The sequence below is a fragment of the Amycolatopsis sp. cmx-4-61 genome (assembly GCF_046548775.1).
Taxonomy (GTDB): domain Bacteria; phylum Actinomycetota; class Actinomycetes; order Mycobacteriales; family Pseudonocardiaceae; genus Amycolatopsis.
The window spans coordinates 577,201-596,877 of the sequence record NZ_JAEBEI010000001.1; the positions used below are offsets into that span (position 1 = coordinate 577,201).

The 19,677-nt window shown below is 69.1% G+C and carries 15 protein-coding genes and 2 tRNA genes; 7 read left to right on the forward strand and 10 right to left on the reverse strand.

All coding sequences use genetic code 11. The annotated features are described in order from the left end of the window. The first annotated feature begins 45 nt into the window (after positions 1-45). Positions 46-1,434, forward strand: a complete 1,389-nt coding sequence (locus ACLJOU_RS02895; protein ID WP_410562794.1) for an alpha/beta fold hydrolase — start codon at positions 46-48, stop codon at positions 1,432-1,434. Here ACLJOU_RS02895 and ACLJOU_RS02900 read toward each other — a convergent pair. Beyond that, positions 1,412-2,629 (reverse strand): cytochrome P450, encoded by a 1,218-nt coding sequence (locus ACLJOU_RS02900; RefSeq protein WP_410562796.1) that lies wholly within the window; start codon positions 2,627-2,629, stop codon positions 1,412-1,414. The two genes, ACLJOU_RS02895 and ACLJOU_RS02900, sit on opposite strands and share 23 nt — an antisense overlap. A 99-nt stretch (positions 2,630-2,728) precedes the next feature. On the opposite strand from ACLJOU_RS02900, the gene ACLJOU_RS02905 reads away from it, so the two are divergent. After that, positions 2,729-5,824 carry a BTAD domain-containing putative transcriptional regulator gene (locus tag ACLJOU_RS02905; protein WP_410562799.1) on the forward strand — a complete coding sequence of 1,032 codons (3,096 nt, stop codon included), beginning with the start codon at positions 2,729-2,731 and terminating at the stop codon, positions 5,822-5,824. Here ACLJOU_RS02905 and ACLJOU_RS02910 read toward each other — a convergent pair. The 3 genes from ACLJOU_RS02910 to ACLJOU_RS02920 form a co-directional block, all read right to left on the reverse strand. Then, positions 5,808-6,551, reverse strand: coding sequence for an ABC transporter permease (locus ACLJOU_RS02910; RefSeq protein WP_410562802.1), 744 nt, complete (start codon positions 6,549-6,551; stop codon positions 5,808-5,810). The genes ACLJOU_RS02905 and ACLJOU_RS02910 overlap by 17 nt on opposite strands. Then, a complete protein-coding gene (locus tag ACLJOU_RS02915) occupies positions 6,548-7,480 on the reverse strand; it encodes an ATP-binding cassette domain-containing protein (protein ID WP_410562804.1) in 933 nt (310 codons plus the stop codon). The genes ACLJOU_RS02910 and ACLJOU_RS02915 overlap by 4 nt, the downstream gene beginning before the upstream one ends. Positions 7,481-7,835: 355 nt before the next feature. Further along, on the reverse strand, positions 7,836-8,105 hold the full coding sequence (locus ACLJOU_RS02920) for a hypothetical protein (protein WP_410562807.1): 270 nt from the start codon (positions 8,103-8,105) through the stop codon (positions 7,836-7,838). Between the two features lie 99 nt (positions 8,106-8,204). Here ACLJOU_RS02920 and ACLJOU_RS02925 point away from each other — a divergent pair, with 99 nt between their 5' ends. Continuing rightward, on the forward strand, positions 8,205-9,242 hold the full coding sequence (locus tag ACLJOU_RS02925) for a hypothetical protein (RefSeq protein WP_410562809.1): 1,038 nt from the start codon (positions 8,205-8,207) through the stop codon (positions 9,240-9,242). A 129-nt stretch (positions 9,243-9,371) separates the two neighbouring features. Continuing rightward, on the forward strand, positions 9,372-10,337 hold the full coding sequence (locus tag ACLJOU_RS02930; RefSeq protein ID WP_410562811.1) for a tyrosine-type recombinase/integrase: 966 nt from the start codon (positions 9,372-9,374) through the stop codon (positions 10,335-10,337). A gap of 65 nt (positions 10,338-10,402) precedes the next feature. Here ACLJOU_RS02930 and ACLJOU_RS02935 read toward each other — a convergent pair. Together ACLJOU_RS02935 and ACLJOU_RS02940 are read right to left on the reverse strand one after the other, a co-directional pair. After that, positions 10,403-10,475 (reverse strand) — tRNA-Ala (locus tag ACLJOU_RS02935). A gap of 31 nt (positions 10,476-10,506) precedes the next feature. After that, complete coding sequence (locus tag ACLJOU_RS02940) at positions 10,507-10,674, reverse strand: DLW-39 family protein (RefSeq protein WP_003100602.1); 168 nt, start codon at positions 10,672-10,674, stop codon at positions 10,507-10,509. 432 nt (positions 10,675-11,106) lie between these two features. Here ACLJOU_RS02940 and ACLJOU_RS02945 point away from each other — a divergent pair, with 432 nt between their 5' ends. From ACLJOU_RS02945 to ACLJOU_RS02955, 3 genes are all read left to right on the forward strand, one after another. Beyond that, positions 11,107-12,264 carry an oxygenase MpaB family protein gene (locus tag ACLJOU_RS02945; protein WP_410564684.1) on the forward strand — a complete coding sequence of 386 codons (1,158 nt, stop codon included), beginning with the start codon at positions 11,107-11,109 and terminating at the stop codon, positions 12,262-12,264. 70 nt (positions 12,265-12,334) lie between these two features. Continuing rightward, the gene (locus tag ACLJOU_RS02950) at positions 12,335-13,111 is read left to right on the forward strand and encodes an SDR family oxidoreductase (RefSeq protein WP_410562813.1); all 777 of its coding nucleotides are present in this window, start codon (positions 12,335-12,337) and stop codon (positions 13,109-13,111) included. A gap of 58 nt (positions 13,112-13,169) precedes the next feature. Next, a complete protein-coding gene (locus tag ACLJOU_RS02955; protein WP_410562815.1) occupies positions 13,170-14,042 on the forward strand; it encodes a helix-turn-helix domain-containing protein in 873 nt (290 codons plus the stop codon). A gap of 67 nt (positions 14,043-14,109) precedes the next feature. Here ACLJOU_RS02955 and ACLJOU_RS02960 read toward each other — a convergent pair. The 4 genes from ACLJOU_RS02960 to gyrB form a co-directional block, all read right to left on the reverse strand. After that, positions 14,110-14,183: transfer RNA gene (locus ACLJOU_RS02960), tRNA-Ile, on the reverse strand. Positions 14,184-14,232: 49 nt separating this feature from the next. After that, positions 14,233-14,874: a DUF3566 domain-containing protein gene (locus ACLJOU_RS02965; RefSeq protein ID WP_410562816.1), complete on the reverse strand. Its 642-nt coding sequence runs from the start codon at positions 14,872-14,874 to the stop codon at positions 14,233-14,235. Between the two features lie 52 nt (positions 14,875-14,926). After that, positions 14,927-17,527, reverse strand: coding sequence for a DNA gyrase subunit A (gyrA, locus tag ACLJOU_RS02970; RefSeq protein ID WP_410562818.1), 2,601 nt, complete (start codon positions 17,525-17,527; stop codon positions 14,927-14,929). A 52-nt stretch (positions 17,528-17,579) separates the two neighbouring features. Next, a complete protein-coding gene (gene gyrB, locus ACLJOU_RS02975) occupies positions 17,580-19,547 on the reverse strand; it encodes a DNA topoisomerase (ATP-hydrolyzing) subunit B (protein WP_410562820.1) in 1,968 nt (655 codons plus the stop codon). Between the last annotated feature and the right edge of the window lie 130 nt (positions 19,548-19,677).

The following is a 19,677-nucleotide window of genomic DNA, read 5'->3' on the forward strand; positions in this document are numbered from 1 at the left end:
TTCGGGGGTATGCGAGCCCGGCCCGCGTGTGCGCATGATGCAGGTATGCGCTCGAAGATCCTGACCGCCGGGCTGGTTCTGACGCTTACCGCCGCCCTCGGGGGCGTGGCCGACGCGCGTCCCGGCCGGCCGCAGCTGGCCGACCCCCACCCGTGCCCGGGTCAGCCGGGGTTCACGTGCTCGACCCTGACCGTCCCGCTCGACCACACCGGCCGCGTACCGGGCACGCTCGCCCTGCCGGTGGCGACCGCGGACAACGTGACCGCGCCCAAGGGCGTGCTGTTGTTCCTCACCGGCGGGCCCGGCCAGGGCGGCGTCCGGACGATCACGCGGATCGCGACACAGCGGCTGCCGGAGGTCGCGAAGGACTACCGGATCGTCATGCTCGACCAGCGCGGCACCGGCCCGTCGGGGGCGCTGCAGTGTCCCGGCCTGCAGGCGGAGATGGGCAGTTCGGACATCGCCACGCCGTCACCCGACGCGGTCCGGGAGTGCGCGCGCATCCTCGGCGACACGGCACCGCTGTACTCGACCGACCAGACGGTGGCCGACTTCGACCAGCTCCGCCAGGCGCTGGGCGCGCCGAAGCTGGTCGTCGACGGCGTCTCGTACGGTTCCTTCACCGCGGCCCGGTACGCGATCGCGCACCCGGACCACGTCAGCAAGGTCATCCTCGATTCGGTGCTCCCGCACCACGCGACGGCGTCGGCTTCGCTGTACCTGACGGGCATGACGGCCGAAGCCCGAGTGCTGCGCGCGGCCTGCGCGGTGGCCCCGGCCTGCGGTTACGACCCGGCCGAGGACCTGGCGTGGGTGGTCCGCCACCGCGGCACCGCCGACGGCGTGCGGATCTTCGACACCGTGGTGTCGTACGAATTCTCGGACCCGACGTACCGCAACCCGGAAGCGGGCGACCTCATCGGCGCCCTGCACGAAGCCCGCACCGGCGCCCCGGCCCGGCTCGACGCGCTGCTGGAGGCGTACAAGTCCGGCGGGGACGACCCGGCGTCGTTCAGCGCCGGCCTCCACGCGGCGGCGCTGTGCGCGGACCAGCGCTTCCCGTGGGGCTCGGCGGCCACGCCGCTCCCGCTCCGGCAGCCGTTGCTGTCCCTGACGGCCCACACGCTGCCGGAGTCGGCGACGTGGCCGTACACGACGGGAGTCGCGACGCAGCAGGGGTTCATCCAGAGCTGCCTGCCGTGGCCGGCGGAACGCCCGGCTTCCAACCCCGCCGGCTCGCTGCCGAACGTCCCGGTCCTGCTGCTCAACGGCGACCGGGACCTGTCGACGCCGTTGGAGTGGGCCCGCGAGGAAGCGGCCAGGGCCCCGCGCGGCAAGCTGGTGATCGTGCCGGGCGAGTCGCACTCGATCCAGAACCGCGAGCGCGGCCACGCGGGCCGGGACGCGGTGCTCAGCTTCCTGTCGGCCACGTGACCGGGAGCTCGTGGACGCCGTAGATGTTCATGTCCGTGCGCAGCTTCACCTCCTCGGCCGGAACCGCCAGCGCCAGGGCCGGGAAGCGGCGCAGCAGGCCTTCGAACCCGGCGCGCATCTCGATGCGGGCCAGTTGCTGCCCGAGGCACTGGTGCACGCCGTGGCCGAAGGACAGCAGGCCGCGGGCGTTGCGGCGGATGTCGAGCGTGTCCGGGTTTTCGAAGCGCCGGGGGTCGTGGTTGGCCGCGAGCAGGGAAACGACGACCGTCGAGCCCTTGGCGATCGTTTCGCCGCCGAGCTCGAGGTCTTCGGTGGCGTAGCGGAAGAAGATGTCCGCCACGGACAGGTAGCGCAGCAGCTCTTCGACGGCGCCCGGCAGCAGGTCCGCGTCGGCGCGGAGTTCGGCCGCCTGCTCGGGGTGCGCCAGCAGCGCGAAGGTGCCCAGAGACAGCATGTTGGCCGTGGTCTCGTGGCCGGCGAGCAGGAGCAGGAACGCCGCGCCGGTCAGCTCCTCGATCGTCAGGTCGTCGTGGCGGGCGAGGTCGGAGAGGATGTCTTCGCCCGGCTCGGCGCGCTTCTTCGTGACCAGCTCGGTGAGGTAGGAGTTGAGCGCGAGGTACGCGCCCATCTTCTCCTCGATGGTCTGCTCGCGGACCATGAACTGCGCCGAATTCGCCTGGAAGCTCTCGCGGTCGGCGTACGGCACGCCGAGCAGTTCGCAGATCACCAGCGACGGCACCGGGAGCGCGAACTCCTTGACCAGGTCGACCGGCGGGGCCAGCCGCGCCAGGTGGTCCAGCTGCCGCTCGACGACGTCGGCGATGTGCTCCTCCAGTTGCTGCATCCGCTTGACGGTGAAGGCGCCGGTGAGCTTGCGGCGCAGCCGGCTGTGGTCCGGCGGGTCCATCGCGATGAACATGCCCGGCAGCTGCGGGGACGGCTCGGTGGCGGCGGGCATGCCCGTCTCGTACGGCACGTGGACGACGTCGAGGTCGAGGCGCGAGCTGAACCGCGTGTCGGCCATCAGCTGCCGGACCTCGTCGTAGCCGGTGACGAGCCAGCCCTCGTGGCCGTCGGGGAACACCAGCGGGCTGACCGGGCGGGCGTCGCGCAGCCGGGTGAGCGCGCTCGGCGGGTCGAAGGGGCCCGCGTCGCGGTCCATGGGGAGTCCGTGCGGGACGTCGGCCTGGCTCATCGGCGTTCCTTTCGTGGTGGGTGCCGACGACGATCGCCGAGCGGGCTGACACGGGCCTGACACGCCTCGGACACCGCCGATCGTGGCAAGATCGGCCGGGTGCAGATCGGGATCCTGGGGCCCTTCGAAGTGCGCACGGACGACGGCGCGCTCGCCGATGTGCCGGGTGCCCGGTTGCGCGGACTGCTGGTCGCCCTCGCGCTCGAGCCGGGCCAGGTGGTCCCGAAAGGCACGCTCGTCGACTGGATCTGGGGTGAGCAGCCGCCCGCCGAAGCGCCGAACGCGTTGCAGCGCCTGGTTTCCCGGCTGCGCAAGGCACTGCCCGAGGGATCGGTCGACGGACGGCCGACCGGCTACCGGCTGGTGGTGGCGCCCGACAACGTCGACGCCGTGCGGTTCGAACGCCTCGTCGGGCAGGCCCGCAAGGAGGAGGATCCGCGACGGTTGCGCGAGGCACTCGCCCTCTGGCGCGGGTCGGCGATGCAGGACGTCGAGCTGCCGGAAAGCGCGGCGTTCGCGGCCGCGGCCACCCGGCTCGAAGGGCTGCGCCTGGCCGCGCTGGAGGACCGGTTCGACGCGGAGGCCCGGCTCGGTCACGGCGCGGAGCTGGTCACCGAGCTGACCGACCTGGTCGCCGCGCACCCGATGCGGGAACGGCTGGTCGCCGCGTTGATGCGCGCACTGGTCGCCACCGGCCGCGACACCGAAGCGCTGCTCGTGTACGAGCGCACGCGGGAAACCCTGGCCGACACCCTCGGCGTCGACCCCTCACCGGAGCTGTCCGAAGTGCACGTCGCGCTGCTGCGCGGCGAACTGGGCCGGCGGGAAGAGACGCGGAAGACCAACCTGCGGGCGGAGCTGACCAGCTTCGTCGGCAAGGACGCCGACGTCGCCGCGGTCCGGGAGCTCGTCGGCGGGCACCGGCTCACCACCCTGATCGGGCCGGGTGGTTCGGGAAAGACCCGGCAGGCCACGGAAACCGCGCGCACGCTGCTCGGCGACTTCCCGGACGGCGTGTGGCTGGTCGAGCTGGCGGGGATCGGCACCGGCGACGACGTCGCCCAGGCCACGCTGGGCGCGCTCAAGCTGCGGGACGCGCTCGTCGGCGAGGCACCGGACGCCGAGCCGGTGGACCGGGTCGTCGCCGCTCTGCGCGAGCGGTCGATGCTGCTGGTCCTGGACAACTGCGAACACGTCATCGAGGCCGCGGCGGCCTTCGCGCACCGGGTGCTCGGTGAATGCCGGCGGCTGCGGATCCTCGCGACGAGCCGGGAACCGCTCGGCATCACCGGGGAGGCGCTCTGGCAGGTCGCGCCCCTGGTCCTGCCCGCCGAGGACGCGGATCCCGCGGAAATCGAGGCTGCCCCGGCGGTCCGGCTGCTGCGGGACCGGGCCGGTGCGGTGCGCACGGACCTCACGGTGGACGCCCGCACCCTGGCGCGCGTCTGCCGGGCGCTGGACGGGATGCCGCTGGCCATCGAACTCGCGGCGGCTCGCCTGCGCACGATGTCGCTCGACCAGCTCGCGCACCGGCTCGACGACCGGTTCCGCCTGCTGACCGGCGGCAGCCGGACCGCGCTCCCGCGGCACCGGACGCTGCGCGCGGTGATCGACTGGAGCTGGGAGCTGCTGTCCGGCGCCGAACGCGTGGTGCTGCGCCGGCTTTCCGTGTTCTCCGGCGGGGCGAGCCTGGACGCGGCCGAGCACGTGTGCGGCGGCGACGCGCTCGACCTGCTGACCGCGTTGACGGAGAAGTCGCTCGTCGTCATCGTCGGCGAGCGGTACCGCATGCTCGGGACCATCAAGGAGTACGCCGCACAGCGGCTCGCGGAGGCGGGCGAGACGGATGTCGCCCGGCGCGCCCACCTCGCGTACTTCACCGAGCTCGTCGAAACCGCGGAGCCGCACCTGCGTCGCGCCGAGCAGCTGACGTGGCTCGCCGCGCTCGAGGTGGAGCACGACAACATCACCGCGGCGATGCGCGGGGCACTCGCGGCGGGCGAAGCGGCCGAGGCGATGCGGCTCGCGGCGACCGCCGGCTGGTACTGGTGGCTCGGCGGGCACCGGGCGGAGGGCAACGAGCTGGTCATGGCGGCCACGGCCGTGCCCGGCGAAGTGCCGGACGAGATCCGCGGCGTGGTCTACACCTTCGTCGTCCAGTTCGTGGCGGCCGGCCAGCAGGGCGACGAATACCGGGCGGAGGAGTGGATTCGCAAGGCGCACGAAATCAGCCTGCGGGTGGACCGGCCCCGGCTGGCGTTGCGGTTCGCCGCCGCGCTGGAACGCTTGCTGCACGGACCGGACGCGGCGCTGTCGGCGTTCGAACCGCTGCTCGCCGACGAGGATCCGTGGGTGCGGGCGGTGGCCCGGCTGCAGCTGGGCAAGATGCGCGTCCAGACCGGCCACGGCGACCAGGCCGCGGACGCGCTCCTCGAGACGGCCGTCGCCGAGTTCCGCGCGCTCGGCGAACGGTGGGGCACTTCGTTCGCCCTGACCGAGCTGGCGGACCGCGTCGCCGTGCGCGGCCGGTTCGCCGAGGCGTGCGCGTCCTACGAGCAGGCGATCGAAGTCGTGACCGAGGTCGGCGCCATCGAGGACGTCGTCCGGATGCGGTCACGGCAGGCCCAGCTGTACTGGCTGCTGGCCGACGAAAAAGCGAGTGAAACGGCGTTGGCCGAGGCCCAGCGCGCCGCGGAGCGCGTCGCCTGGCCGAACGCACTGGCCGAGCTGGCGCTGGCGAAGGCGGAACTCGCGCGGTGGCGCGGCGACACCGCGGAAGCGCGGCGCCAGCTCGACGTCGTGGCGGTGACGATGGGCGACGACGCCCGGCGCGCGAGCGTGCAGGCGGTCGTCCGGGACCTGCTCGGTTACCTCACCGACGACCTCGCCGGGTCCCGCGCCCACCGCGCGGCGGCGTTCGACGCGGCGACCGAGGCGGGACACCCACTGACGATCGCGCAGGTCCTCATCGGACTGGCGGAGTTGGCGCTGCGCGGGGGAAACGACGAGCAGGCCGCGCGGCTGCTCGGAGCGGGCGCGGGTGTCCGGGGCCTGCCCGACCGGTCGCACCCGGACGCCGCCCGGATCGAGGAGACCGCACGGCGTCGCCTCGGTGACGAGCGGTTCACCGAGGCGACGCGGGAAGGGGCGCAGGCGAGCTGGCCCGAGCTGGCCGCGGTCACGCTCGCTTCTTGAAGGTGGACGAGGCCCACAGGTAGCCGACGACGGCGATCCCGGTGCACCACGCGAGGGCCGCGAGCAGGGTGCCGGTGGCCGGGGTTCCGTTGAGCAGCCCGCGCAGGGTTTCGATGATCGGCGTGAACGGCTGGTACTCCGCGAACTGCTTGAGGCCGGGCCCCATCTTGTCCGCCGGCACGATCGCGCTGCTGAAGAACGGCAGCATGACCAGCGGCACCGACGCCATGCCCGCCGTTTCCGGGGACTTCGCCGCCAGGCCCAGCGCTATCGTGAGCCAGCCGGTCGCGAACCCGAGCAGCACGACGACGCCGACCGCGCCGAGCCAGCCGAGGAAGCCCGCCGCCGGGTGGAACCCGAGCAGGAAGGCGACGCCGAGCAGGGCCGCGATGGCGATCAGGTTGGTCAGCACGCTGGCGACGACGTGCCCGGTCAGCACCGCGCCGCGCGAGACGTCCATGACCTTGAAGCGGTTGATGATGCCCTTGGTCATGTCGGAGCTCACCGCGATCGCGGTGGCGCCCAGGCCGTAGCAGACGGCCAGCAGCATCAGCCCCGGCGTCGCGTAGTCGACGTAGTCGACGCCGACGTTGAACGCGTCGCCGAACATGTAGACGAACATCAGCATGATGACGACGGGCATCAGGATCGCGTTGAACACCGACATCGGGTTCCGGGCGATGTGCTTGAAGTTGCGGCGCAGCATCACGATCGAGTGGGCGCTCATTTTGCGGGAACCTCCGAGGCGTGGCCCGTCAGGGCGAGGAAGACGTCGTCGAGATCGGGCGTGTGGACGGAAAGCTCTTCGGCACCGAGCGCGTATTCGTCGAGCCGGTCCAAAAGGGACCGGAGTGACTTCGTGCCGCCGTCACCGGGAACGCGCAGAGCCAGGGCTTCTTCGTCCCGCGTGGCATCGGTGAGCACCCGCGCGGCGGCGTCGAGCTCGGCGGCGGTGGTGAACCGGAGCCGGACGTGGGTGCCGGGGATCCGGCGCTTGAGTTCGTCGGCGGTGCCCTGGGCGACCAGGCGGCCCTGGTCGAGCACGGCGATGCGGTCGGCGAGCTGGTCGGCTTCCTCGAGGTACTGGGTGGTGAGGAAGATGGTCACGCCGTCGGCGACGAGCTCGCGGATGCTGCCCCACATGGTGCGGCGGCTGCGCGGATCCAGGCCGGTGGTCGGCTCGTCGAGGAAGATGACCCGCGGGCGGCCGACGAGGGTCATGGCGAGGTCGAGCTTCCGGCGCATGCCGCCGGAGTAGGTCGAGGCGGGTTTGTGCGCGGCCTCGGTGAGCTCGAACCGCTCCAGTAGTTCGGAAACGGCCCGCTTGCCGGCCCTCCGGTTGAGGTCGACCATGAGCTGCAGGTTTTCCTGCCCGCTGAGCAGCTCATCGACGGCGGCGAACTGCCCGGTGACTCCGATCGCGGCCCGCACGGCCTTGGCTTCGGTGACGACGTCATGCCCGGCCACGCGGACGCTGCCGGCGTCGGCCCGGATAAGCGTGGTGAGGACGTTGACGGTGGTGGTCTTGCCGGCACCGTTCGGCCCGAGCAGGGCGAAGATGCTGCCGGCTCGGACTTCGAGGTCCACACCGTCGAGGACGGTTTTGCCTTGGTAGGCCTTCCGCAGTCCGGAGGCCGTGATCGCCAGGTCTGTCATGGCCACGACTGTCGGGGGACGGCCTGACACCACCCTGACACGGACCTGACTCGGCAGAAACGGCCCGCACCCTGCGCGGGTGCGGGCCGTTCGGCGCTGTGGAGCTGAGGGGAATCGAACCCCTGACCCCCGCCTTGCAAATGTCCGTCGGCAGACCCCGGCCGACCTGCCGAGATCTCACGACGCATCTACCTGGGGTTTTGCGACACTGTTCCCCGTGAGTCCCCGCGTGCGCCCCGTTGATCGGGCACGTGAGGGGCACACGAGTGTCCGCTGGCGTCCGGCAGGGCGAAATCATCGCGTTGCTGCGGATACACGGCATCGGTGAGGCCTGTCTCCGCAGCAACGACACGCGCTAGAGAATGCCCAGCGCGACCAGCAGCCCAATACCGAGGGTCGCCACACCACCGAAAGCGGCTCCGCCGCGAAGTGCAGCGTTGGCAGGATTGGACCCACCCACCCAGCTCAGGAATCCGGTGATCAAGGCGCAGATGATCCCCACCGCGGCTACGAGAGCAAGGGCGAGCATTGTGATGGTCGGTGAACGCGACATGGTTTCGCTTTCCTGCCGTGGCTTACGACCGTGACGGTCGAGCCGATGGATCTGACTCAAACGACTCAACACGACAGCACGACATCTAAGCATCCGAGAATGGATCTATACGTCGGCCAGCACCAAGTTGCGTTCAAGGATCTAAGTCTGGACACTTAGACGTCGGACGACGTGGATAATGCCGTCAAACTTGACGTCGGGAGCGAACTGAAGATGAGTACTATTCTCTGGAACGGTAACCCGCCTCAGCCGGACCCCTTCGGCGGCGATGACATGCGATCGCGACTTGTTCGCGCACTGCGACGCACACTGGAAGAAGCCTTACCGGACGGCTTCGGTCCGAACTCCATGTCTCGTAGCTTCGTTTACGATCGACTCCTTGAACAGCCGGGCATTGGGCCGCGACTTCCAGCGCGGGCCAGCTTCTACAATGCTTTTGAACTGAGAACACGCGGAAAGACGGTCGCCCAGTGCTTGGAAGCCGCAGGGGTGGACCCCGACGTCGCGGACGCGCTAGGTCAGCAGGTCGACGAGGTCCGCAGAGGCAGCGGAATTTCTACGAATGTAGACAGCAAGAAACATTTTGCGGAAATCACAAAGAAGGTCCGCGAAGCGTATTGCAAGTGGGACACAGCCGAACCAAATGACGTGTCTTACCGCGATCCGGAGCTTGCTCTGGCGCCCGAGGATTTATCGACTGCCTATGAAGCGGCCTTGGCCGGAAGTCTCACAGCTGACGAGGTCGCATATTGCCTCTACTCGGCCATCAAACACTCTAAAAACTATAAGGCATGGGTTGAACTTTGCCCAGGTAGCGAATCTGCGGCCGAAGCGATGCTCGACCTGATCCTAATCCCGAAGGCTGGCCAGCAAGTTCGGCCTGTCCATCGAGCGGCGTGGACGATGCAGCAACTTGACCCCGTAATCCGCACAGCGGCAGCGGAGGTCGGCGCTTGCTTAGCGCACGGGCGACATGACGGAGTGCTGACCTTGCTTGAGGCGGCGAAAAACAGTCAAGTGGAGCAGTTGCTACAGACACGCCTTGAAATCGGATACTACTCGGCCGACGACGCTGGCAAGATACGAGCCCTCTTGGAGCAGGAGTGGGCGGACGTACAGCCCCGGCGCGGAGCGCGCGGAGTGGTCCGTGCTTTTCTGGAGAACAACACGGTTCGCGAATTAGAAGATGTTGGCTCAGACCAGAGCTGACCGCCCCGAGAAGGGTGGTTCAGCGCTTTCGGCGAATTCGAATCATGACGTCCGCTGGATCGCGCGCAGCTGGTCCAGGTACTCGGTCGCTTCGAGTTCGCCGGCGTACCGCTCTCGGAGCACTGCCGCGTGGCGGAACGGAAGCTCGCCGACTCGACGCGCGAGCGCTACGAGGGGATCGTGCGCAACCACTTCGCGACGACGCGGCTTGACGGCCTTTCGCTGGCCAAGGTCAAGGAAGCCACGGTGCGGAAGTGGCGAAGCGAATTGCTGGCGGCACAGGTCGGTGAGCCGACCGTGGCGAAGGCGTACCGCCTGTTGCGGGCGATCTTCAACACGGCCGTGGATGAGGACCGGATCGTGAAACGCAATCCGTGCCGGATCAAGGGCGCGGGCGAGGACAACTCGCCCGAACGTCCGGTGCTCACAATCGGCCAGGTCTACAAGCTCGCCGACGCAATGCAGCCGCGGTATCGGACGCTCGTGCTACTGGCGACGTTCGCGTCACCGCGTTTCGGTGAACTGGCCGCGCTGCGACGGCGTGACGTCGATTTGAAGCGCCGGGAAATTCGCGTGCTGCGCTCGCAGGCGGAAGTGAAGGGCGGACCGAAGCTGAAGGGGCCGAAGAGTGAGGCAGGGAAACGGCGCATCGCGATTCCCCGCGTGATCGTGGCGGACCTGCGCGAGCACATCGAGAAGTACGCCGAACCAGGCGCGGACGGCCTGGTGTTCGTCGGCCCCCAGGGTGGCCGGCTACGTCGGCACAACTTCCGGCGGCTGTGGGTGAAGGCGAAGAAGGCTGCGGGGATCCCGGACGACGTGCACTTCCACGACCTCCGCCACACCGGGAACGAGATGGCCGCGGAGGGTGGCGCGACGACGCGTGAGCTGATGGCTCGGATGGGCCAGTCCACCACCCGGGCTGCCCTGATCTACCAGCGGGCGCGGCGCGAACGTGACCACACGATCGCCGATTCAATGAGCCACAACATCGAGTCAGCCCGTCGGCGACCGCAGGGCAAGCGCACCCGTCGGCGGGCACGCGGCCGGGGCGAGGGGCACGCAGGGGGCACGGCGGGAGGTACGGCCGCCTGATACGACGAAGGCCAGGTGAGAGGAAATACCCCTCTGACCTGGCCTTCGTCGCGTCTACTGCGGTGTGGAGCTGAGGGGAATCGAACCCCTGACCCCCGCCTTGCAAAGGCGGTGCTCTACCAATTGAGCTACAGCCCCGGACGCGGGCGGCGGACCGCCCGCGTGGAGATCAGTTGTGGGAAGCGCCCGCCGGCTTGGCCGGGGTGGTGCCGTTGGTGGAGGGGACCGGAGCGGTCGCCTCGCGCCAGAGGTCGGCTTCGGCCTTGGCCGCCTTGTTGCGCTTGACGACGAACAGGACGCCGCCCGCGATGACGGCGAGTGCCAGCAGCTTCTTCACCGAAGCCCCCTTCTCAGCTTGCTTCCCTTACCCGGCGATGTTACTGCACCGCTGCGACGCGGGTGGCGGGTACTCGTGGTTCCACGTGGAACCACCGGTAACGCACGTCACAGACACGGGGAAATACCGCACCGGGTTGTTCGGTTGTACCCAGTGGTCGGAGTGCCCACCGTGTCCCCCGGGCCTCACCCATCGCCTTCGCGGAATACCGTTCGGCCGGAGCCGCGATGAGCCACCTCGCCGAGAGGCGACCGTGCGGCGCGCCGACCGTAACTGCTCAGCCCTGCCGGCCTTCTCTTCCCGGCAGGGCTGACCCGTATCCGCCTTCGTCACGCACTGTGCCCGTACAGATCATCCCGTAGTGGCGCTGACGTGCACGAACAGCGCTAGCGCGGGGTTCGCGGTCCGGCTGAGGCTGAGCGCGTGCCAGAAATGCAGAAGACGCAGTCCGCGATCGAAGCGCTGAAGTACCAGGGCGACCCACTCGCCGACGCCGTGATCGCCGATCTCGTGTCCAGCGGAACGACCCGCGCGGTCAACGAGGTGCTGGCCCGGTTCCGAGAGAACGACCAGGCCATTCCCGACGATCTGCCGGAGCCCGTGCGCCGCTATCTCATCGCCACGGACGCCCCACCGGCCTGGACCGACCTCGACCGGGTCGCCGGCGCGTACGAATTCTTCGTGGACGACGGCGTGCACGTGGCCTCGGTCCTGTCGTTCGGCGCGATGGTCAACTGCTACGCCCAGCCGCGGCCGTCGCGGATCCTTTCGCTGACGCACCGGCTCAACCAGCCTCACCGCCGTCTGTCGGAAACGTCGCAGTTCGTCCTGAACCTGATGGGCTGCAACCCGTTCGGGTCCGGCGGCAGTTTCGTGCCCACGATCCAGAAGACCCGGCTGATCCACGCGGCGGTCCGCTATTTCATCACACGTTCCGGCGAATGGGACGAGGCCGCGGACGGCGTGCCGTTGTGCCAGCAGGACATGCTGGGTGCGTTGCTGATCTTTTCCGTCCAGGTGATCGACGGAATGCGCCGGATCGGCATCTCGGTCACCGACCGCGAAGCCGAGGACTACTACTACGTGTGGCGGGTGACGGGCGCCCTGCTCGGCATCCCGGCCGAGGCCATGCCCGAGACGCTCGGCGAGGCCCAGGCGCTGAACGCCCAGCTGGTCGAGGCGAGTTACGGCCCCTCCGCCGAGGGGATCGAGCTGACCCGCAACCTGCTGCGCCTGTACGAGGATCTGGTCCCGGGCAAGGCTTTCGACGGCGTGGTCGCGGCGATGGTCCGCCAGGTGGTGACCCCGCAGGTCGCCGACTGGCTGGAGGTGCCGCGCTCCCGCGGCTGGACCCGCGCGGTGGACGCCGGCGTACGCGCGATGCGCCTGCTCGAGCGATCGGAGGACCGAAGCCGCCTGGCCACGGCCGTCCTCGACAAGGCAGGGAGCCTCCTGCTGGGCGGAAGCGTCCGGACGCTGACGAACGGCCAGCCGACCACGCTGACCATTCCCTCGGACCTGCGGGAGAAATGGCTCGCCGGCGGAGTCTGCCCGGTGGCCCCGCCACCCGCCGCGCGAAACGGCAGTTGAAGGGAGGCTCTCCCGGTACCTGTTTCACCAAGATCTCCCCGGCGTCTCGCATGCCTGCGAACCTTTTCCAGTGAACCTTTTCGATTTGAACGGGAAATACGCACTCGTCACCGGCGGTACCCAGGGCATCGGGATGATGATCGCGCGCGGCCTCCTGCAGGCGGGCGCCCGCGTGATCATCAGCTCGCGCAACGCGGACACGTGCGCGGAGGCAGCGCAGCAGCTGTCCGAATTCGGCGATGTTCGAGCAATTCCCGCCGATCTGTCCAGGCGCGACGAGTGCCGGCGCCTCGCTGAGCTCGTCGTGAACGGGTCGGAACGCCTGGACATCCTCGTCAACAACGCGGGAGCGATGTGGCGCGAGCCACTGGAGACGTTCCCGGACGAGGCCTGGGACAGCGTGCTCGACCTCAACCTCAAGGCGCCGTTCTGGCTGGTGCAGGCGCTGCTTCCCGCGCTTCGCAAGGCGGGCACCGCGGACGATCCCGCGCGGATCATCAACATCGGCAGTATCGCCGCGATCCACGTCGCCGAGTCGCCCAACTACTCCTACGCCAGCAGCAAAGCAGGACTCCACCAGCTCACCCGGGTGCTGGCCAGAGAACTAGGCCCCCAGCACGTCACGGTGAACGCGGTGGCGCCCGGGCCGTTCCCGTCGCGGATGATGGCGTCCACGCTCGACGCCGTCGGCGACACGATCGCGGCGAAGGCGCCGCTGCGCCGGCTCGGCCGCGACGACGACATGGCCGGTGTCGCCGTGTTCCTCGCCAGCCGGGCCGGGTCCTACCTCACGGGCACCGTCATCCCGGTCGACGGCGGCATCGCCACGACCGCAACAGGTACGTAAACGCCGGGGGTACCTGCAGTACCTCCCTTGGATTGCGGACACCGCCTACGGTGACGAGGTGGCCTCGACCGATCTGCGCACCGAGATCAAGGAATTCCTGAGTTCCCGTCGCGCGCGGATCACGCCCGAACAGGCCGGGCTGCCCGCCTACGGCGGCAATCGCCGGGTCAAAGGCTTACGTCGCGAAGAGGTAGCGCTCCTGGCCGGGGTATCGGTCGACTACTACGTGCGCATCGAGCGCGGCAGCCTCACCGGCACCTCCGACGGGGTGCTCGACGCGTTGGCCGCGGCCTTGCAACTCGACGAGGCCGAGCGCGATCACCTGTTCCACCTCGCGCGCCGGTCCCGGGCGCCCGGCGGTCCACGCCGCCGGCGCCCCGCCGTGACGGTGCGTCCGGCCCTCCAGCAGGTGCTCGACGCCATGACCGACGCACCGGCCTGGATTTGCAACGGCCGCTACGACGTCCTGGCCACGAACCAACTCGCCCGCGCGCTGTATTCACCGATGCCGGCCGACCCGCAACGCCCGGCGAACACCGCGCGGTTCGTGTATCTGCACCCGGAAGCGGCAGAAACGTTCTTCGTCGACTACGCCCGAATCGCCGGCGACGTGGCGGCCAAGCTGCGCATGGAAGCCGGCCGCAATCCGCACGATGAGGACCTGATCGCCCTGGTCGGCGAGCTGTCGACACGCAGCGAACCGTTCCGGCAGCGGTGGGCGTCCCAGGACGTCCGGCTCCACCGATCCGGCCGCAAGCGCCTGCGCCACCCGGCAGTGGGCCGGCTCGACCTGGACGTCGAGTCGATGGAGCTGCCAGCCGAACCCGGCCTGCTGCTGACCGTCTACACCGCGCCCCCTGGCACACCGACCGCGGACGGCCTGGCCCTGTTGGCGTCGTGGGCGGCCAGCCAGGAGAACCTGGTGCGCTGACCTCATGATGAGCACCCAAGTCACGCAAAAGCCCGGTCCGCGAAAAGCGGACCGGGCTTGATCTGCGTGGGCCTACCAGGACTTGAACCTGGGACCTCTTCGTTATCAGCGAAGCGCTCTAACCGCCTGAGCTATAGGCCCTCGAACGAGGAGAACTTTACAGGACCCCCGAAGGGGTCCTGCAACCGGGTCACTCTCGTTCGGACAGGGTGACTTCCAGGCCACCGGCCAGGTCCGCCGAGACGTTGTAGATGAACGCGCTCACCGTGGCCAGGGCCGAGACCAGGACGATGTTGATCGCGCCCAGGATCGCCGCGATGCCGAACACGCGGCCCGCGCTGATCAGGGGTTCCGAGGACGCGTTCGCGCCTTCGCCGCCGACCAGGGACGAGTACGTTCCGTTCAGCTTGTCCCAGACGCCCATTCCGTCGAGGACCGTGTACAGGACGCCGACCGCCACCAGCCAGACGAAGAACATCGCCACGCCCAGTACCAGGGACAGCTTGAGGACCGACCACGGGTCGAACCGCTTCACCTGCAGCGATGCCCGGCGCGGGCCGCGGCCGGGGCGGCGCAGCGCGCTCGGGCGGGCTCGCTGGGCCGACGCCGGGGGCACTGCCTCGCCGCTCGGTGGGGTGTCGCCCGATCCGCCGAACAGGCGGGGGGCGGCGCTGCCCGTCACCACCGGACGTTCGGCGGCGGCGGGCTGCGCCTCCTCCGTGGCCAGCTTGACTGTCGCTTCGGCGTCGCCTTCCTTGTCGACCCGCTGCCACGGCGGGCTGGCCGGCGTTCCGTTCGAACCCGCTGCCTCGGGATTCTCGGTCGGTGTCACGAAGAGTCAGTCCTTACCCGTGCCGTGGGGCGCTGTCCGTAGGGGTGAAAAGTTACTGCGCCGTCGTCTCGTCAGTCGCTTCCGGCGCTTCCGGCGCCTCGCCGGGAGCGACGTCCGGAGCTTCGCCGGTGGCGACGTCCGGAGCATCACCGTCGGCGACGTCCGGGGTGTCACCATTGGCGACGTCCGAGGGCTCGTCCGCGTTGCGTGCGACCGCGAGAAGAGTGGTGCCTTCGCCGAGGTTCATCAGCCGGACCCCCTTCGTCTGCCGCCCTGCCTTGCGCACGTCGCCCGCCGGTGTGCGGATCACGCCGCCGCTCGAGGTGATGGCGTAGAGCTCGTCCTCGGCGTCGACGATGAGTGCACCCACCAGCCTGCCACGTTTGCGGTCGTGCTGAATGGTGAGCACGCCCTTGCCGCCGCGGCCCTGGACCGGGTAGTCCTCGATCGCCGTCCGCTTGGCGTACCCGCCGTCGGTCGCGACCAGCAGGAACTTGCCCTCCTTGACGACGCTGATGCCGAGCAGCTCGTCGCCGTCGTTGAAGCGCATGCCCATCACGCCAGACGTCGGGCGGCCCATCGGCCGCAGCGCCTCGTCCGTCGCGTGGAAGCGGATGGACTGGCCCTCCGCCGACACCAGCAGCAGGTCGTCCTCGGCCGCCGCCAGCACCGCGCCGACCAGCTCGTCGCCCTCACGCAGGTTGATCGCGATCAGGCCGCCGGAGCGGTTGGAGTCGAAGTCGGTGAGCTTGGTCTTCTTCACGAGGCCGCGCTTGGTGGCGAGCACCAGGTACGGCGCGACCTCGTAGTTCTTGATCTCGATGACCTGGGCGATCTGCTCGTCCGGCTGGAACGCCATCAGGTTCGCCACGTGCTGGCCACGCGCGTTGCGGTTGGCCTCGGGCAGCTCGTACGCCTTGGTCCGGTAGACGCGGCCCTTGTTCGTGAAGAACAGGATCCAGTCGTGCGTCGAGCAGACGAAGAAGTGCTGGACGATGTCGTCCTGCTTCAGGGTCGCGCCCTGCACGCCCTTCCCGCCGCGCTTCTGCGAGCGGTACAGATCCGTTTTCGTCCGCTTGGCGTACCCCGTGCGGGTGATGGTGACGACGACGTCCTCGACCGCGATCAGTTCCTCGTCGGTGACGTCGCCGCTGAAGCCGATGATCTTCGTGCGCCGGTCGTCGCCGTACTTGTCGACGATCGCCATCAGCTCGTCGCGGATCAGCGCGCGCTGCCGCTCCGGCTTCTCGAGGATGTCCTTCAGGTCGGCGATCTCGAGCTCGATCTCGGCCAGCTGGTCGATGATCCGCTGGCGCTCCAGGGCGGCCAGCCGGCGCAGCTGCATGTCGAGGATCGCGGTGGCCTGGATCTCGTCGACGTCCAGCAGCTCCATCAGGGCCGGCCGGGCTTCGTCCGCCGAAGGCGACCGCCGGATGAGGGCGATGACCTCGTCGAGCATGTCGAGCGCCTTGACGTACCCACGCAGGATGTGGGCCCGCTCTTCGGCCTTCCTCAGGCGGAACTTGGTCCGCCGGACGATCACCTCGACCTGGTGCTTCACGTAGTGGCGGATGATCTGGTCGAGCCGCAGCGTGCGCGGCACGCCGTCGACCAGCGCCAGCATGTTGACCCCGAAGTTCTGCTGCAGCTGGGTGTGCTTGAACAGGTTGTTCAGCACGACCTTCGCGACCGCGTCCCGCTTGATCGTGACGACGATCCGCATGCCCGAGCGGCTGTTGGACTCGTCGGCGATGTCGGCGATGCCGGTGAGCTTGCCGTCGCGGACCAGGTTCGCGATGTTCTCGACCAGGTTGTCCGGGTTGACCTGGTACGGCAGCTCCGAGACGACCAGGATCGTGCGGCCCTTCGCGTCCTCCTCGACCTCGACGACCGCGCGCATCCGGACCGAGCCGCGGCCGGTGCGGTAGGCGTCCTCGATGCCGGACGTGCCGAGGATCATCGCCTTGGTCGGGAAGTCCGGGCCCTTGATCCGCACCAGCAGCGCGGCCAGCAGCTCGTCGTCGGTCGCGTCCGGGTTCTCCAGCGCCCAGACGACGCCCTCGGAGACCTCGCGCAGGTTGTGCGGCGGGATGTTCGTCGCCATCCCGACCGCGATCCCGGAACCGCCGTTGACCAGCAGGTTCGGGAACCGCGACGGCAGGACGTCGGGCTCCTGCGTGCGGCCGTCGTAGTTGTCCGAGAAGTCGACGGTGTCTTCTTCGATGTCGGCCAGCATCTGCATGGCCAGCGGCGCGAGCCGGGACTCGGTGTACCGCATGGCGGCCGCGGGGTCGTTGCCCGGCGAGCCGAAGTTGCCCTGCCCGTCGATCAGCGGGTACCGCATCGACCACGGCTGGGCGAGCCGCACCAGCGCGTCGTAGATCGCCGAGTCACCGTGCGGGTGGTAGTTGCCCATGACGTCGCCGACGACGCGCGAGCACTTGTTGTACCCGCGGTCCGGCCGGAAGCCGGAGTCGAACATCGAGTACAGGACCCGCCGGTGCACCGGCTTGAGCCCGTCCCGGACGTCCGGCAGCGCGCGCGACACGATGACGCTCATCGCGTAGTCGATGTAGGAGCGCTGCATCTCCTGCTGGATGTCGACCGGTTCGATCCGGTCGTGGTCCGGCGCCGGCGGCAGAGTTTCCGTCATGAGGTCCTTCTCGGGTGCAGGGGCCTAGCGGGGGCGAAGAACGGGGGGACGCTCAGACGTCCAGGAAGCGCACGTCCTTGGCGTTGCGCGTGATGAACGAGCGGCGGGCCTCGACGTCCTCGCCCATCAGGACCGAGAACAGCTCGTCGGCCTGGGCGGCGTCGTCGAGGGTGACCTGACCCAGCAGCCGGTTGGCCGGGTCCATCGTGGTCTCCCACAGCTCTTCGGCGTTCATCTCGCCGAGACCCTTGTAGCGCTGGATCGCGTCGTCCTTCGGCAGCCGCTTGCCCGCCTCGACACCGGCCTGGATGACGGCGTCGCGCTCGCGGTCGGAGTAGGCGTACTCCGGCTCGGACCGCGGCCACTTGATCTTGTACAGCGGCGGCCGCGACAGGAAGACGTGGCCGTGCTCGATCAGCGGCGTCATGAACCGGAACAGCAGGGTGAGCAGCAGCGTGGTGATGTGCTGGCCGTCGACGTCGGCGTCGGCCATCAGCACGATCTTGTGGTAGCGCAGCTTCGAGATGTCGAACTCGTCGTGGATGCCGGTGCCGAGCGCGGTGATCAGCGACTGGACCTCGGTGTTCTTGAGGACGCGGTCGATGCGGGCCTTCTCGACGTTGATGATCTTGCCGCGGATCGGCAGGATCGCCTGGTACATCGAGTCCCGGCCCTCCTTGGCCGAGCCGCCCGCCGAGTCACCCTCGACGATGTAAAGCTCGCACTCCTCCGGGTTGGTCGACCGGCAGTCCTTCAGCTTGCCCGGCAGGCCGCCGATCTCCAGCGCGCCCTTGCGGCGGACCAGGTCACGCGCCTTGCGCGCGGCCATCCGGGCCTGCGCCGAAGAGATCGACTTGTTGATGATCGTCTTCGCCTCGGTGGGGTTGCGCTCGAACCAGTCGGCCAGCCACTCGTTCGACGTCTGCTGCACGAACGTCTTGGCCTCGCTGTTGCCCAGCTTGGTCTTGGTCTGGCCCTCGAACTGCGGCTCGGACAGCTTGATCGAGACGATCGCGGCGAGCCCCTCGCGCACGTCGTCGCCGGTCAGGTTGGCGTCCTTCTCCTTGAGCAGCTTCTTGTCGCGCGCGTAGGAGTTGACGACCCGGGTCAGCGCGGCGCGGAAGCCCTCCTCGTGGGTGCCGCCCTCGTGGGTGTTGATCGTGTTGGCGAACGTGTACACCGACGGCGTGAACCCGGTGTTCCACTGCATGGCGACCTCGACCTCGAGGCCGGTGCCCTTGGCGTCGAAGGAGATGACGCTGGGGTGGATCGGGTCCTTGCTGCCGTTGATGTGCTTGACGAAGTCTTCGAGCCCACCCGGGTAGCAGTAGGTCTTCTCCTTGATCCGCGCGACCTTGCCCTCGGCGTCCGCTTCGGTCTCTTCCTCGGTGACGCGCTCGTCGCGCAGGGACAGCGTCAGCCCCTTGTTGAGGAACGCCATCTCCTGCAGCCGGCGGGAGATGGTCTCGAAGTTGTACGTCGTGGTCTCGAAGATGTCGCCGTCGGCCCAGAAGGTGATCGTGGTGCCGGTCTCCGACGCGGGGCCGAGGTCCTCGAGCGGGCCCGGCACCTGGTCCGTGTACTCCTGGCGCCAGCTGCGGCCGCCGTACTTCACTTCGGCGAGCAGCTTCTTCGACAGCGCGTTCACCACGGAGACGCCGACGCCGTGCAGGCCGCCGGACACCGCGTAGGAGTCGCTGTCGAACTTGCCGCCCGCGTGGAGCACGGTGAGCACGACCTCGAGGGTCGGCTTCTGCTCCTTGGGGTGCATGTCGACCGGGATGCCGCGGCCGTCGTCGACGACCCGGACCCCGCCGTCGGCGAGGAGGGTAACCTCGACCTTGGTGGCGTACCCGGCCATCGCCTCGTCGACGGAGTTGTCGACGACCTCCTGGACGAGGTGGTGCAGGCCGCGTTCACCGGTGGAACCGATGTACATGCCGGGGCGCTTGCGGACCGCTTCGAGGCCTTCGAGCACCGTGATCGATGACGCGTTGTACTCGTGCTGGTTCTCGGTCACAGGCGTTGTTTCTCCTCGTCTCGCCCGAGCGGACGCTCGCTCCCTCCCAGTGTACTTGGCCGCGTCCGCTGACATGCGGCAAGGACACCCCTGAACGCGTCACAGACGCACGAAATCGGTTCTGGCCGAG

Coding starts and splice junctions, on each gene's coding strand:
- ACLJOU_RS02900 (WP_410562796.1), bottom strand. CDS start 2,629: ATGAGCCAGGCCGACGTCCCGCACGGACTCCCCATGGACCGCGACGCG.
- gyrA (WP_410562818.1), bottom strand. CDS start 17,527: ATGACGGAAACTCTGCCGCCGGCGCCGGACCACGACCGGATCGAACCG.
- ACLJOU_RS02915 (WP_410562804.1), bottom strand. CDS start 7,480: ATGACAGACCTGGCGATCACGGCCTCCGGACTGCGGAAGGCCTACCAA.
- ACLJOU_RS02910 (WP_410562802.1), bottom strand. CDS start 6,551: ATGAGCGCCCACTCGATCGTGATGCTGCGCCGCAACTTCAAGCACATC.
- ACLJOU_RS02945 (WP_410564684.1), top strand. CDS start 11,107: ATGCAGAAGACGCAGTCCGCGATCGAAGCGCTGAAGTACCAGGGCGAC.
- ACLJOU_RS02895 (WP_410562794.1), top strand. CDS start 46: ATGCGCTCGAAGATCCTGACCGCCGGGCTGGTTCTGACGCTTACCGCC.